Source organism: Neisseria sp. S1, assembly GCF_048060015.1.
In the GTDB taxonomy this organism is placed as follows: domain Bacteria; phylum Pseudomonadota; class Gammaproteobacteria; order Burkholderiales; family Neisseriaceae; genus Neisseria; species Neisseria arctica.
On sequence record NZ_JBLUPI010000004.1, the window covers coordinates 126059 to 141917 of the forward strand.

Consider the following 15859-nt stretch of genomic DNA (forward strand, 5'->3'; position numbering starts at 1 on the left):
ATTTATCGGCATCAACTGCCTTTTATAAGCATGCCGTATAACAGCCGAAACGGATGAACATAACAAATAATAAATTGTATTTGTAAACAAAAAGTCATCCCTATTTTTAATAAACAAAATTTTTCAGACGGCTAAAACAATCGAGGCCGTCTGAAAACAAATGATAAAAACAACTGCAAAGGAACCGCTATGACAACCCATACCCGCTATCTGAAACCTCTGCCCGACACTGATTTGCAATATTACGACGCCCGCGCAGCCTGCGAAGCAATCCGCCCGGGCGCATACGATACCCTGCCTTACACCAGCCGCATTTTGGCTGAAAACTTAGTCAACCGTGCGGAAAACGTTGATCAAGAAACGTTGGATTCATGGCTGCTGCAACTGCTCGATCGCAAACAGGAAATCGACTTTCCGTGGTTCCCCGCGCGCGTGGTGTGCCACGATATCTTAGGGCAAACAGCTTTGGTGGATTTGGCAGGCTTGCGTGATGCGATTGCCGAAAAAGGCGGCGACCCTGCAAAAGTTAATCCCGTAGTGCAAACCCAACTGATTGTCGACCACTCACTGGCTGTAGAATGCGGCGGAGACGATCCCGAAGCATTCTCCAAAAACCGCGCCATTGAAGAGAGGCGCAACGAAGACCGTTTCCACTTCATCAATTGGACAAAAACCGCTTTTGAAAATGTAGACGTGATTCCCGCAGGCAACGGTATCATGCATCAAATCAACTTGGAAAAAATGTCGCCCGTGGTTCAAGTGAAAAACGGCATTGCCTTTCCCGATACCTGTGTCGGCACAGACAGCCATACCCCGCATGTAGATGCTTTGGGGGTGATTTCCGTAGGCGTGGGCGGTTTGGAAGCAGAAACCGTCATGCTCGGACGCGCCTCAATGATGCGCCTACCCGATATCGTCGGCGTCGAACTCACAGGCCGCCGCCAGCCCGGCATCACCGCCACCGATATCGTATTGGCACTGACCGAATTTCTGCGCAAAGAACGCGTTGTAGGCGCGTTTGTTGAATTTTTCGGCGAGGGAGCAGCCAGCTTATCAATTGGTGACCGAGCCACCATCGCCAACATGACACCCGAATACGGCGCCACCGCCGGTATGTTCGCCATCGACCAACAAACACTGGATTATCTGAAACTCACAGGCCGCGAAGAAAGCCAAGTCAAACTGGTGGAAACCTATGCCAAAACCACCGGCTTATGGGCAGATGCTTTAAAAACCGCCGTTTATCCGCGCGTATTGAAATTTGATTTATCTGCCGTTACCCGCAATATGGCCGGCCCATCCAATCCGCATGCCCGTGTCGCTACCGCCGATTTGGCAGCCAAAGGCATTGCCGCACCTTATGAGCAACCGGCAGATGGCAGCATGCCAGACGGCGCAGTCATCATCGCCGCCATTACCTCTTGTACCAATACCAGCAATCCGCGTAACGTCGTGGCCGCCGCGCTGTTGGCCAAAAAAGCCAATGAATTGGGTCTAACCCGCAAACCGTGGGTCAAATCTTCATTCGCTCCGGGTTCTAAAGTAGCGGAAATTTACCTGAAAGAAGCCGGCCTTCTACCCGAATTGGAAAAACTCGGCTTCGGCATCGTCGCTTTCGCCTGCACCACCTGCAACGGTATGTCCGGCGCGCTCGATCCGGAAATCCAGCAAGAAATTATCGACCGTGACTTGTATGCCACCGCCGTTTTATCAGGCAACCGCAACTTCGACGGCCGCATCCACCCCTATGCCAAACAAGCCTTCCTCGCCTCGCCACCTTTGGTAGTGGCCTATGCGATTGCGGGCAGCATCCGTTTCGATATCGAAAACGATGTATTGGGTACGGTAAACGGGCGCGAAATCCGCCTGAAAGATATTTGGCCCTCTGATGAAGAAATCGATGCTATCGTGGCCGAATATGTCAAACCGCAGCAGTTCCGCGATATTTATATTCCTATGTTCGATACCGGAACCGCCGAAAAAGCCGCCAGCCCGCTGTACGACTGGCGCCCGATGTCAACCTATATCCGCCGCCCGCCGTATTGGGAGGGTGCATTAGCAGGTGAACGTACCCTCAAAGGCATGCGCCCGCTGGCGATTCTGCCCGACAACATCACCACCGACCACCTCTCCCCATCCAATGCCATCCTGCCCGACAGTGCCGCAGGCGAATATCTGGCGAAAATGGGCTTGCCCGAAGAGGATTTCAACAGCTACGCCACCCACCGCGGCGACCACCTCACCGCCCAGCGCGCAACTTTTGCCAATCCGAAACTGTTTAACGAAATGGTGAAAAATGCAGACGGCACGGTACGGCAAGGCTCGCTCGCCCGCGTAGAACCGGAAGGCGAAGTGATGCGAATGTGGGAAGCCATCGAAACCTATATGAACCGCAAACAGCCACTGATTATAATCGCCGGCGCCGATTACGGCCAAGGTTCCAGCCGCGACTGGGCGGCCAAAGGCGTTCGCTTGGCAGGTGTAGAAGCAATCGTGGCCGAAGGTTTCGAGCGTATCCACCGTACCAACCTGATCGGCATGGGCGTACTGCCGTTACAGTTCAAAGCAGGCACCAACCGCCATACACTGGAGCTGGACGGCACTGAAACCTACGATGTTATCGGTGAACGCACCCCTCGTGGCGAGCTGACTTTGGTTGTCCACCGCCAAAACGGAGAAACGCTTGAAGTACCCGTAACCAGCCGGTTGGATACTGCCGAAGAGGTATCGATTTACGAAGCCGGCGGCGTATTACAACGTTTTGCACAGGACTTTCTGGCTACCAACACATAATTAATCAGTACGGTAAATGGCAAAAAATACCCCAGATATTGCCATTTGGATTCATACAACATTAGAGGCCGTCTGAAAAAATTTCAGACGGCCTCCTCCATTACACGCTATTGCTCCCGAAACGGCAGCAGTTAACGCATTTCAAACAATTCTTGGTGAAAATCACCCTTTTCCAAACCATTTCGGCGCAAATCAGCAAACAATGTTTTGCCAAATTCCGTAGGGCCGCAAAACCACACACTTCGCTGCCGCCAATCAGCCACCTCTGCGCGCAATATTTCACCATTGAATCGGCCTCTTAATTTGCTGTCGACAATCTGCAAACGAATACCTTTTATTTCGGCAGCCTTGGCCATTTCGCCGATATACTGCTCGCTGCTGTCCGAAACACAGTGATACCAAACCACATCTTGCCCGTACGGCTCAATCTGCTCCAAACGGGCCAAAAACGGTGTTCTGCCGATACCGGCACTGACCCACAGCTGTCGCTTACCGTCTTGAAAATCAAATTTGCCGTAAGGTCCTTCTATACGCATAGCTGTACCGCGCTGCCAGTTCCTGCCTATATGATTGGTATAATCGCCTAAAGCTTTCACCATCACCTGCAAACGGTTGTCGTCACGCCATGCACTGCTTAAGGTAAAAGGATGCGGCGGCTCTTTATCACTGGCCTTGACAAATACAAACTGTCCCGCCTCATGTCCGGGCCAAGCCTGCCTCAGCTCAATACCTACAGTATGAGTTTGGCAGGAAGCATCATAATCCATAGAAACAATTTCACCACGATACTGACGCGACTTTCCCGTTTTCCCGAGTAATACCCATAAGGCACCCGCCACCCCTGCGGCTACTACGCAAATCATCAGCCAACCGATCGGTTTCGACCAATTCTCATATTTAAACAAAACCAAAAAATGGAAAGCCAATCCCAAAAACAAAACCGCCAACAATTGATGAAATTTGACAAACCAACGGTAAGGAATCCTCTTGATTAAAGCCACCACCAATAAAACTACTGCAGCATAAAAAGCCCACTCTCCCACTGTTTCAGCCAAATGCCGTTGCGAACCCAGCCAATCTTTCAAGGTGAGAATCTGGTTTTCCACTCCTTCGGGGCGCCGGGGACGCGGCCCCATCTGCAACAACCCCAAACCCACCAACCAACCCGGACTTTCCTTCACCATCCAATGCAGCACACTGCCGACTAATGCAGTAATACCCAACCATTTATGAAAACGGTACATCTTATCCAAACCATTGAAATACTTCTCCGGCCAGACAGGGCGGACTGCCAAATACATACATCCTGCCATAGCACCCATCGCCCATATCCCGGTAAGCTGCATCAACAGCTCACGCCAAGCCCTAAATTCAGGTTTTACCGAAAACAAGTCTCCGGTCAATAGCCATAAGGCTGTCAAAATACCGTAAAAAATTACTAAATTAAACTTCACAGAACGCATTTATTATCTCCATCATGCAACCGAATCCAATCGAAACCCGGCTTAAGCAAGAGTAATCGATACCTCAATAGCCGACAAAATAATCCGGTTCCAACCGTATTTTTCCGCAGGGTATATAAATACTCATAATTAAGAGCCGGAAAAATCCGCCTGATAGGCGTTATCTTCCCGGCCATCTCTAAATTTCAACCAACTCAGCATAGCTGCTTTGCAACTTTAACGGTTTAAATAAGGCATAGGATCAACCGCCTTGCCCTTAATTCTTACTTCGAAATGCAGTTTCACCCGATCACTGTCACTACTGCCCATACGCGCAATTATTTGTCCGGCGCGTACCGTTTGGTCTTTTTGCACATTCAAACTATCGTTGTGGGCATACGCCGTCAGCGTATTGCTGTTATGCGTAATCAGAATCAACTTACCATATCCGCGCACACCTTCTCCGGCATACAGGACCTTACCGTCTGCCGCCGCTTTCACCGGTGTACCAAGACTGCCGCCGATATCGATGCCCTTATTGGTCGAACCATTGTAATGGCTGAGAATATTGCTGCTTCCTCCGTCAACCGGCCATTGCAAACGCAAGCGGTTCACCGGCTCTAGCGTACGGGCGGCTCCTGCCCCTACTTTGGCACGCACACGTAAAACCTGCCCCACTTCGATTTGCGAAGGGTTGCGTAAATTGTTCCAAGCACTAAGCGTATTAACACTTTGCCCAAACCTCTGACCGATACGGTAAAGCGTATCGCCCGATTGAACCCGATAATACCCTTCGGGAACAGGGCCTGAAGAAGTACCACTGGCGCAAGCCGCAGTAACGATGATAAGAGCGGTTGATAAACCGCTCTTCAAAACAGATAACAAAGAATTTTTCATAAAACGTAGAATATCAAACAGACACCTGCTTACGACACACAAAAAGCACGAGCAACAGCAGCTTTAACTTTTTTTTACTTTAAACCTTACTCTTCAAGCACTCTGTCTGCATACCTCATCTATCCGCTTCATATGAATATGTATCATCTTATAATGATGATAATTAAGCCGTCTGAAACAGCCGGGCTGTATTTAGTTACCTCAAAAAGTTGGCAAACCGTTGTTTTACCCGTTTTCACAACAATAAAACTTGCAACTTGGCAAAAGCGGCCTTATGTTAAAGCCGTTAACCATCATTTCTGATTAAGGAAACACATTCATGCGCTTTTTCGGTATCGGCTTTTTGGTGCTGATTTTTTTAGAAATCATGTCTATCGTTTGGGTGGCAGACTGGCTGGGCGGCGGATTAACCCTGCTGCTGATGATTGCCAGTTTTTTTGCAGGTATCTTTATGCTGAGAAATACCGGCGTGTCCGGCATACTAATGGCCGGTTCTGCCATACGCAGCGGCGGCGATGTTTCGCTCTACCAACTGCTGTGGCCTATCCGTTATACTGTTGCCGCCGTGTTGTTGATGAGCCCCGGTTTCGTTTCTCTGCTAATTGCCCTGATTTTATTGTTACCTATTAAGGGACAACCGATTGCACAAATGAACGGTACGGTATTCACAAATACACAGAATCCCTTCCAACGCCCCCGCCGCCCGGACGACGAAGACATTATCGAAGGCGAATACACGGTAGACGGCGACAACCGCACAAACCACCCGCACATTTAGCATAAAAACAATGATTTCAAATAAAATCATCACCTTAAAATAGATTTGGCAAAGCCCTTATCCGATACTAAAATAGTATCGGATTCATTCCGAATTCAAACCGAATACAAATTACCCACCACTCAAGGAGTACCATATGGCCGTATTAGTTGGCAAACCCGCCCCTTTTTTCCACGACAACGAAAAAACTTTCTCTGCTGTGCTCGGCGATGGCAGCATCGTAGATAATTTCAATTTTGCCGAAGCTACACGCGGAAAATATGCAGTGGTATTTTTCTATCCGCTGGATTTTACTTTCGTGTGCCCTTCCGAAATCATCGCCCACGACCACCGCGTAGAAGCCTTCCGTCAGCGCAATGTGGAAGTAATTTCGGTTTCTATCGACAGCCAGTTTACCCACAATGCATGGCGCAACACCCCCATCAATGAAGGCGGCATCGGCCCTGTGAAATTCACGATGGTTGCCGATGTAAAACATGAACTGATGAAAGCCTATGATGTAGAAAGTGCCGACGGCGTGGCATTCCGCGGTTCTTTCCTAATCGACAAAGACGGCATTGTGCAACACCAAACAGTGAACAACCTGCCGTTAGGCCGTAATGTAGACGAAATGCTGCGTATGGTTGACGCTCTTCAATTCTTCGAAGAAAACGGTGAAGTTTGCCCTGCCGGTTGGAACAAAGGTGACAAAGGCATGCAGGCCAGCCCTGAGGGCGTTGCCTCTTATCTGTCTACTTCAGCCGAAAAACTGTAATAGACGGTATAACTGCCCGCCGCAAAGGCGGGCTTTTCCATATCTCCAATAAATACGCCCTTATCATACGTTGCGATATGAAAGATGCCGTCTGAAAACTTTTCAGACGGCCTGATAAACTGCAATATACAAGCAACGGTTTCAATAAAGCTCGCTTAAAACATTTTATTCCACTATAAGGTTATATCCATCATGAAAACAGCTTTAAGCATTATCGTATTCTCTTTGTTACTTTCCGCTTGCGCGGCCAGCGGCGGTGCGCACAACCAGATATACGGAGAAATCAAAGGCGGTATCGAAACCTCTCATACCAAACGTTGAGGATACCGTTAAACTACGGCATTAAGATCCGATTAAACCGGATGCGATATTAATCATCAGCGCCAATACCGCCGCATTGTAGAAAAAAGCCAGTACGCAATGCACCGTACCTACCCGCCGTACTTTGGCACCGCCAAAAGAAACATCGGCTGTTTGCCCGGATGTACCGATAATATAGGCAAAATACACAAAATCGGCATAGTCCGGCTCTTCCTGCCCCGGAAAAATCAGACATGGCGGCTTACCCAATGCCATATCGCGATAATACATATGGGCATAATGCATCGCAAACATCATATGGGTGAAAAGCCACGATAAAATAATCGTAACGATTGTCAGCCATACATGCGGCCATTTCTCTTGCCCTTGCAAATGTATGCCAAGCCCCAATTCCTTAGCAATAGCCAATAACGAAATACCGGCCGCTGCGATAGCCAATATTAAAATCGTACGGCCGCCTTCGTATTCTTGCTGTACCCGCCTCATCGCGGCATGCGAATCTGCTTGCGTAATCAGCCTCACCATCAGCACTAGATAAACAAGCATGCCCATATCAAATGCCAACACATACCTGCTCACCGCATGTAAATTTTCAAACCGACCAAGCAGCCCATAACACAATAGCCCGCAAACTATTCCCGTAACAAGGCGACGGTGTTGCCGCCATATTGAATGAAGCGAAAAATACATCCCGTATCCAACCTTCTACAAGTCACAACCACCACTCTTCGGAAAAATCTACCGAACCGAACAGACCGAATACTGTACAATTCTCCAACCCGAAGCCATACCGTTCTCGTGCCGTCTGAAAAATCAGCTTTCAGACGGCATATCATAAAATCCACATCTAAATCGGATAAAACCGATTTTAATATCTAAGCCGTCTGAAAATTTGTTCATAGTGTATTTATAGCATATAAAAAGCCGGATTCCGTTGATAACGAAATCCGGCTGTAGAATCAAACCGCCTAAAATATCTGAAATTTTTCAGACGGCCTTTTTCTATCAGTCAGAAAAGCCGAGATACTGAAACGGTTCTTTCCCGACCGCGCTTTTTTAGTTTACAAAACCTCAATCAGGCCTGCCGCACCCATACCTGTACCGATACACATCGTTACCATGGCATAGCCTTTTTCACCACGCAGGCGCATACCGTGGATAGCGGTGGCGGCACGAATGGCACCGGTCGCACCCAAGGGATGGCCGAGGGCGATTGCGCCACCGTTAGGGTTCACCACTTCGGTGTTCAAATCCAAATCGCGGATAACAGCCAGAGATTGGGCAGCAAACGCTTCGTTCAGCTCAATCCATTTTACGTCATTCAACGCCACGCCGGATGACTTCAACACAGCAGGAATCGCCTCTTTCGGACCGATACCCATAATTTCAGGCGCAACTCCGCGCACGGCGAAACCTTCATAGCGGGCAATCGGAGTAAGATTGTAGCGTTTCAACACCTCTTCGCTTACCACCAGCAATGCACCGGCACCATCTGACATTTGCGATGAGTTACCGGCGGTTACGCTGCCTTTTGCAGCGAATACGGGTTTCAGCTTGGCCAAACCTTCAAGCGAAGTATCGGCACGCGGACCTTCGTCGGTATCACACAAGCGGCGTACTTCTTTTACTTCGCGGCTATTCAAATCAGCACTACGGTAAACGGCTTCGATCGGGGTGATTTCGGCTTTAAACTTACCGGCTTCAATGGCAGCCAAAGCCCGTTTGTGGCTTTCATAAGCGAAGGCGTCTTGATCTTCACGGCTTACATTCCACTGCTCGGCAACTTTCTCGGCAGTCAAACCCATACCGTAGGCAATGCCGTAGTTTTCTTCTTTAGCGAAAATTTCAGGGTTGAGTGATACTTTGTTACCCATCATCGGAATCATCGACATGCTCTCGCTACCGGCGGCGATTACCGCTTCTGCTTCACCCGTACGGATGCGGTCGGCAGCAATTTGCAGTGCATTGATGCCCGAAGAGCAATAACGGTTGATAGTAATACCGCCCACGGTGTTGGGCAGCCCTGCCAACAAAGCACCGATACGGGCGAAGTTTAAGCCTGATTCAGCCTCAGGGAAGGCACATCCTGCCACAACATCATTGATTTCGCGGGGATCCAAACCCGGAGCTTGGGCAACGACGGCACGGATAACGTGTGCCAGCATATCGTCGGGACGGGTGGTTCTCAACATGCCGCGGGGGGCTTTGCCGATGGGGGTACGGGTAGCGGCTACAATGTAGGCGTCTCTTAATTGTTTCACAGTGTTCTCCTGTTGCTTGAGGCCGTCTGAAAAATCCAAGCTTCAGACGACCCGATATGCATTTGAATGGATATGGGCGCGGTTTAGTTGCGCAGCGGTTTGCCGGTAGAGAGCATATTCTCGATACGCTCCAGCGTTTTCTCGTTTTTGAGCAGATCGACAAACACTTTACGCTCAAGGTCGAGAATCCATTGTTCGTCTACTACCGTACCGGCATCAACATCACCGCCGGTCATCACCCAGGCAATCTGGCTGCCGATATGCATATCGTATTCACTGATAAAGCCGCCCTCTTTCATGTTCAACAGCTGGCCTTTAATCGAAGCTGCGCCGCTACGGCCAGCTACTTGGAAAGTGGCAGGTACGTCAGGGCGGAAGCCACTGTCGGCCATGGTACGCGCTTCGTTCAGTGCGACATGCAAGAGTTCGTAGCTATTGAACACCACCACATCGCTCGGACGTAAGAAGCCCATTTCTTTAGCTTCGATGGCACTGGTGGCAACCTTCGCCATCGCAAGATTCATATAACGGTCTTTCAAGGCTGCTAACAAATCTCCTTGGCTGGCGCGTGCCGCTTGCAAGGCGAAGTCTTTTGTACCGCCGCCCGCCGGAATCAGGCCGACGCCTACTTCCACCAAACCGATATAGCTCTCCAATGCGGCGACTACTTTGTTACAGTGCATTAAAAATTCACAACCGCCGCCGAATGCAAAACCTTGTGCCGCCGCAACAACCGGAATTTGGCTGTAACGCAGGTTCATAGAGGTGTCTTGGAACAGTTTCACCATACTTTCGATAGCAGCAAAATCACCCGTGGCAAATTCCGGCATCATCGATTTCAAATCGGCACCCACAGAGAATGGTGCTTCAGGCGCATACAACACCACTGCTTTGAAACGCTCTTCGGCAATGCGGATAGATTCGTTAATACCTTCCAAAACCGCACGGCTGATGGCGCGCATTTTGTTGTTGTTTTCAACAATCAGAATTTCGCCGTCAAGAGTGTAGGCACGGATAACGTCTGTTTCGTAAACGGTTTCGCCCAACAGCGGCAGGCTTTCGCCCAATAAAGGCGCAGGGCGGTATTGGCGTTGGTATACATCCAAAGAAGAACGCGGATCGTATTTGCCGGTAGCAAAGTTCAGGCTGCCTTCGTTGGTATGGAAGGCTTCCACACCTTTGAGCCATGCCGGTAACGGTGCATTACTCATGGTTTTGCCTGCATCGATATCTTCCTGAATCCATGCGGCTACCTGTTGTACGCCTGCCGCCTGCCAAATTTCCAACGGACCTTGCTCCCAGCCGTAACCCCAGCGGATAGCAAAATCGATATCGCGGGCGGTGGTGGCGATTTGCTCGGCATGGTATGCGATGTAGTGGAAAGAATCGCGGAAAATCCCCCACAGGAATTGTGCTTGCGGATTCTCACTGGCGCGCAAAGCTGCCAATTTTTTACCCCAGTCTTGCTCTTTCAAAATATCGGTTACTTCGCTGTCGGCTTTTTGGTTGGAAGCCACATATTCGCCCGTTTCGGGGCTGAACATCATGATGCGTTTGCCTTCTTTTTTGAAAATACCGGCTTTGGTTTTGGCACCCAATGCGCCATCTGCAATCAGTTTTTTCAGCCATTCGGGGCTGCTGAAAAAGCCGTGCCACGGATCTTGCGGCAAATTATCTTCCATGGTTTTGGCAACATGGGCGAAAGTATCCAGGCCTACCACGTCCGCCGTACGGTAAGTCGCCGATTTGGCACGACCCAAACGCTTGCCGGTCAAGTCGTCCACCACGTCGAAACGCAAACCGAATTTTTCGGTGTTGTAAATGGTAGCCAGCATCGAGAATACGCCGATGCGGTTACCGATAAAGTTAGGGGTATCTTTGGCTCGAACCACGCCTTTTCCCAATACGCTCACCAAGAAGCGCTCGAGATTGTCGAGGTATTGGGGATCGGTAGCGGCTGTCGGAATCAGCTCTACCAAGTGCATATAACGCGGCGGGTTGAAGAAATGTACGCCGCAGAAGCGGTGCTTCAGCTCGGCGGGAAATTTACTGCTGAGGGTTTCAATCGACAAACCCGAAGTATTGGTTGCAAAAATAGTATGTTCGCCCAAATGCGGTGCTACTTTGCCATATAAGCTTTCTTTGATATCGAGGCGTTCCGCAACCGCTTCAATCACCAGATCGCAATCGCTTAATTTGTCCAAATCGTCATCGTAGTTGGCTGCACTGATATAAGCTACTGCTTCTTTAGTAGCCAGCGGAGCGGGATTTTGTTTTTGCAAAGCGGCAATGGCTTTTTCTACGATACCGTTTTTGGGACCTTCTTTAGCCGGCAGGTCAAACAAAACCACCGGAACTTTGGCATTAGCCAAATGTGCGGCGATTTGCGCCCCCATCACGCCGGCGCCGAGTACGGCGGCTTTGCGGATGACGAAGTTTTTTGCGGTCATAATGTTACCTCTCTATCTCAAAATGATCGGTATCCAAACGACCCCGCTTTCAACCGGGGCCGTCTGAAAATACCGGGTTAAAACTTATACGTGTATTGCAGGCCTAAGATATCGGCGCTGCTCTTGAAGCTGGCACTGCCATTGGTTTTGCTGGATACGCAACCGGTAGAGGCAGCACTTTCCCCGCCGCAATAGCCGTTTACATTGGCTTTAGCGTTTTTAATGAACAGATGGCTGTAAGCCACATTGATACTGTGTTGCTTGCTGATATCGTATTTCGCACCAAGCGATAACCAAATACGGTCGTTATCGGGCAATGTGCTCATACGGTAATTGGCATTTTTAACCGGAGACTGGTCGTAAGCCACACCGAAACGCAGTTGCAGGGGATCGCTGTATTGGTATGATGCGCCCAAGGCTACTTTATAAGTGTTACGCCAGTTGGGTGTCAGTCTGGTAACGTTAGACTGCGTACCGGCCTTGTCGGGATTGGTATCGCCGCTTTCTGCCGGCAATACTGTTTTTTCATTACCCCAGTAAAGATTGGCGGTATTGAAACGCGAATGGCGCGTCCATGTTACGTCACCGAATACGTTCCACTTCGGATTGACCTGATACATACCATGTACAGACAACGATTCGGGGGTGGTGATTTTTACCGAAGCATCTTCTTTGGCTGCATAACCACGGCCGCGGATACCTTGTTGGATCGTAGGGTCGTTAAAGGCTTGTCCCACCAAATGCCATTCGCCATCGCCTTTCAGGGTGTGGCTGATTTTAGAACGGTAGTTCATACCTACGCGGGCACGCTCGTTGATATCCCATAACCAAGCTAGGTTATAACCGAAACCCCAATCGTCACCCTTCACTTCGGCATAGCCGTCTGCCGCACCGTTACCTACTACTGCGGGGCCGAAGTTGGCATATTGGCGCAAACTTGCCTTCGTATGCTGTGCCACCAAACCAACGGCAAAAGAATGTTGATCGTTTAATTTATAAGCAACAGTCGGCTGAATAGCTAAGGTTTGCAAACCCAATTCATTCAGGTTGTAGCGCAATACGGAATTGTGGTCGTATTCAGTTCCCGAACCGAACGGTACATATGCGCCCAAGCCGAGTGTTACTTGATCGTTTAATTTATGCGAAGCATACAAATGGGGAGCAAATGCGATATCGTCGGTAATCTTGCCGCTGGTTTGGCCTGAAACATTCTCTTGCGTACCGCCGTTGGGCGGATACTTTGCTTCGGCATCGTTATATTTCACGTTAGGCGCCACAATATTCAAGTTGATGGTCGCCTGAGTACCCTCCAGTTTGCTCAAACCGGCCGGGTTGTAGAAAATGGTAGAAGGATCTGCTGCTTCGGCTGCCGACGAGTTGGCAGTAGATTGGCTGCTGACAGACTGCGTACCAAAATGGTAGCCCGACGCGAATACCGATTGTGCCAATAATGCGCTGCCGATGATCAATACGCTTTGTTTGATGCGGCGGATTTTCATGCTTTTCATGAGATTTCTCCTGTGGTTTTACGACGTTTTCAAACAAGTTTTTGCGCAAAATGCGACAAAGGTAACGTTATAAAACAATTTCTCCGTTTATGGAATCATTACTTTAATTTTATTTACCCGGGGCTTTACACCCCGGGCTTGTTTTACCAATCTGCTTTCAGACGGCCTTGATTAGCAAGGTTTTCTAGCCGCAAGATTGTGTTTATGATTCCTAGAAAATGTAGCGTTTCAACAAATTCTCATCATGTTTTTCGAGTTTCATATCGAAATCATCTACCATGATGACATTACGTTTGAGCTGCCGGCCTCGGGTAACGAGATCAAACTCTTCTTGGGTAATCACGCCGTTATCCAAAGCTTCCTGCAAACGCAAAGCCGGGGAAGGTGCCTGCAACCGGCCTTCGCGGGTAAGGTTGCGCAATTTTTTCTCTACCGGCTCGGCTGCCAAAACCGCCGTATGGGCAACAGGCAGAAGGCCGACAGGTTCTTCTTCATTTGCCGGAACAAACATACCCTTAGTCAAACGCGCCAACATACCTTCGTTTTTCATCAACTCACCGGCTACTTGACTAGCCAATTTATCCGACGGCGCCTTGATATTGTGACCTAAAGGCATAGTCAGAACACGCAATAACCAAGCCAACGGACGCATAGGCAGGTTGCGCAATAAGCCGTCAAGTGCGGTTTGGGCATCAAACAAAGCCTGTTCGGCCGCGTAGCGCATGATTGCTTCATCCTCTTTCAGGCCGCCTTGGCTTTCAAAGCGTTTCAGTACGGCACTGGCAATAAACAGGTTTGACAACATATCACCCAGCCGTGCCGAGATTTTTTCTTTGAATTTCAAGCTGCCGCCCAAGCTGAACATGGCCATATCGGCAACAAAGGCAAAGTTGGCCGCCACGCGCGTCATACGGCGGTAGTAAGCGGCAGTGGCCGGATGGCTGCCCTGCGGTGCCTTAACAAATGCGCCGTTGGTCAGCGAAAGCCAGAAACTGCGGAAAGCATTGGTAAAGGCAAAATGCAGATGTGAGCCGAAAGCCTGTTTGAAGCCTTTAGCATCGTTATCCATAGCCGCACGCATTTCTTTCAATACATACGGATGGCAACGGATTGCGCCTTGTCCGAAGATAATCATGCTGCGGGTTAAGATATTCGCACCTTCTACGGTAATCGCAACCGGCACGGCCTGGTAAGCGGACGCGAGATAGTTGCGCGGGCCTAAAACAACTGCGCGGCCGCCGTGCACATCCATCGCGTCATTCAAAGTTTTACGCATGCGCTCGGTATTGTGGTATTTCAAAATTGCCGAAATCACGCTTGGCTTCTCGCCGCTGTCTAATGCGGTCAACGCCAGATCTTGTGCCGCTTCCATTTGGTAGGTATACATACCGATGCGGGACAATGCTTCGTCCACGCCTTCGAACTTACCGATCGGCAAGCCGAACTGATCACGGATACGGGCATACAGCGAAGTGGTATAGCTGGCTACTTTACCGGCAGCTACCGAATTGGCAGGCAACGAAATACAGCGGCCTACTGACAGGCATTCCACCAGCATCTGCCAGCCTTTACCGGCATAATCGACACCACCGATAATCCAATCCAAAGGAATAAAGACATCTTTACCCCAAGTCGGGCCGTTCATAAACGCGCTGCCCCCGGGGAAATGGCGGCGGCCGATTTGTACGCCTTCATGATTGGTCGGAATCAAAGCACAGGTAATACCGATATCTTTTTTATCACCCAACAAGCCGTCGGGGTCGTACATTTTGAACGCCATACCCAATACGGTAGCGACAGGCGCCAAAGTAATCCAACGTTTTTCCCAAGAAATACGGATACCCAATACGTCTTCATGCGCTTCGCCGGTGATCGGATCGGTATAGTTGCCGCGGCACACGATGCCGAAATCGGGAATACTGCCCGCATCTGAGCCTGCATGCGGACTGGTCAGAGCAAAACAAGGGATTTCCAAGCCTTTGGCCAAGCGCGGCAAATAATAATCTTTCTGCGCCTGAGTACCGTAATGTTGGAGCAATTCGCCCGGGCCGAGAGAGTTCGGCACCATCACGGTTACGGCGGCGCTGCCTGCACGGGTAGCAATCTTCATCACTACTTTTGCATGGGCATAGTTGGAAAATTCCAAACCGCCGTATTGTTTTTTGATAATCATACCGAGCATGCCGCTGTCTTTGATGAACTGCCAGGCTTCAGGCGGCAAATCTTTGGTTTCGTGCAGAATTTTCCAATCATCCAGCATTTTGCACAACTCTTCCACCGGACCGTCGATAAAGGCTTGTTCCTCGGCAGTCAGCTGGGGGGTATTGAAGTTTTGCAGTTTTTTGAAATCGGGTTTGCCCGAAAACAGCTCGCCGTCCCACCAAACCGTACCGGCATTAATAGCCTCGGCTTCAGTTTCCGACATAGCCGGTGTGATTTTCTTATAAACCGCAAAAATACGGTTCAAAATCATATCGCGCACAGGGGGCACGCAGCATAAGGCGGCAATGAGCAATACCGGAATATATGCCCACCACGCAGCTCCCCCGAGCAGTAATCCGACTACGGCGGCAAGCGCCATGAGCCAGGCCGGGCTGCGGAAATACGCCGCCGCGCCGACAAATACCAATAACAAAATTAAAGCCAACATCTTTT

The 15859-nt window shown here is 49.7% G+C and carries 11 protein-coding genes; 4 read left to right on the forward strand and 7 right to left on the reverse strand.

All coding sequences use genetic code 11. The features are described 5' to 3' along the window. Positions 1-189: 189 nt before the first annotated feature. Positions 190-2793 (forward strand): Fe/S-dependent 2-methylisocitrate dehydratase AcnD, encoded by a 2604-nt coding sequence (gene acnD / locus ACEPPX_RS04415; protein ID WP_416623088.1) that lies wholly within the window; start codon positions 190-192, stop codon positions 2791-2793. A 131-nt stretch (positions 2794-2924) separates the two neighbouring features. On the opposite strand, the gene ACEPPX_RS04420 is transcribed toward acnD, so the two are convergent. Next, positions 2925-4256, reverse strand: coding sequence for a ferric reductase-like transmembrane domain-containing protein (locus tag ACEPPX_RS04420; RefSeq protein WP_416623089.1), 1332 nt, complete (start codon positions 4254-4256; stop codon positions 2925-2927). A gap of 216 nt (positions 4257-4472) precedes the next feature. Continuing rightward, positions 4473-5132, reverse strand: coding sequence for a peptidoglycan DD-metalloendopeptidase family protein (locus ACEPPX_RS04425; protein ID WP_416623090.1), 660 nt, complete (start codon positions 5130-5132; stop codon positions 4473-4475). Between the two features lie 319 nt (positions 5133-5451). On the opposite strand from ACEPPX_RS04425, the gene ACEPPX_RS04430 reads away from it, so the two are divergent. From ACEPPX_RS04430 to ACEPPX_RS04440, 3 genes are all read left to right on the forward strand, one after another. After that, a complete protein-coding gene (locus ACEPPX_RS04430) occupies positions 5452-5910 on the forward strand; it encodes an FxsA family protein (RefSeq protein WP_416623091.1) in 459 nt (152 codons plus the stop codon). A 136-nt stretch (positions 5911-6046) separates the two neighbouring features. Continuing rightward, positions 6047-6664, forward strand: a complete 618-nt coding sequence (locus tag ACEPPX_RS04435; protein WP_416623092.1) for a peroxiredoxin — start codon at positions 6047-6049, stop codon at positions 6662-6664. Positions 6665-6856: 192 nt separating this feature from the next. After that, the gene (locus ACEPPX_RS04440; RefSeq protein ID WP_416623093.1) at positions 6857-6985 is read left to right on the forward strand and encodes a hypothetical protein; all 129 of its coding nucleotides are present in this window, start codon (positions 6857-6859) and stop codon (positions 6983-6985) included. A 21-nt stretch (positions 6986-7006) separates the two neighbouring features. Here the strand turns inward: ACEPPX_RS04440 and ACEPPX_RS04445 are convergent, their stop codons facing one another. The 5 genes from ACEPPX_RS04445 to ACEPPX_RS04465 form a co-directional block, all read right to left on the reverse strand. Continuing rightward, positions 7007-7675: a DUF1345 domain-containing protein gene (locus ACEPPX_RS04445; RefSeq protein ID WP_416623094.1), complete on the reverse strand. Its 669-nt coding sequence runs from the start codon at positions 7673-7675 to the stop codon at positions 7007-7009. 371 nt (positions 7676-8046) lie between these two features. Continuing rightward, positions 8047-9246, reverse strand: a complete 1200-nt coding sequence (locus tag ACEPPX_RS04450) for an acetyl-CoA C-acyltransferase (RefSeq protein WP_047759962.1) — start codon at positions 9244-9246, stop codon at positions 8047-8049. 83 nt (positions 9247-9329) lie between these two features. Further along, positions 9330-11696, reverse strand: a complete 2367-nt coding sequence (locus tag ACEPPX_RS04455; RefSeq protein ID WP_416623095.1) for a 3-hydroxyacyl-CoA dehydrogenase/enoyl-CoA hydratase family protein — start codon at positions 11694-11696, stop codon at positions 9330-9332. A 77-nt stretch (positions 11697-11773) separates the two neighbouring features. After that, on the reverse strand, positions 11774-13195 hold the full coding sequence (locus ACEPPX_RS04460) for an OmpP1/FadL family transporter (RefSeq protein ID WP_416623149.1): 1422 nt from the start codon (positions 13193-13195) through the stop codon (positions 11774-11776). A gap of 220 nt (positions 13196-13415) precedes the next feature. After that, on the reverse strand, positions 13416-15854 hold the full coding sequence (locus ACEPPX_RS04465; RefSeq protein WP_416623096.1) for an acyl-CoA dehydrogenase: 2439 nt from the start codon (positions 15852-15854) through the stop codon (positions 13416-13418). Positions 15855-15859 lie beyond the last annotated feature (5 nt).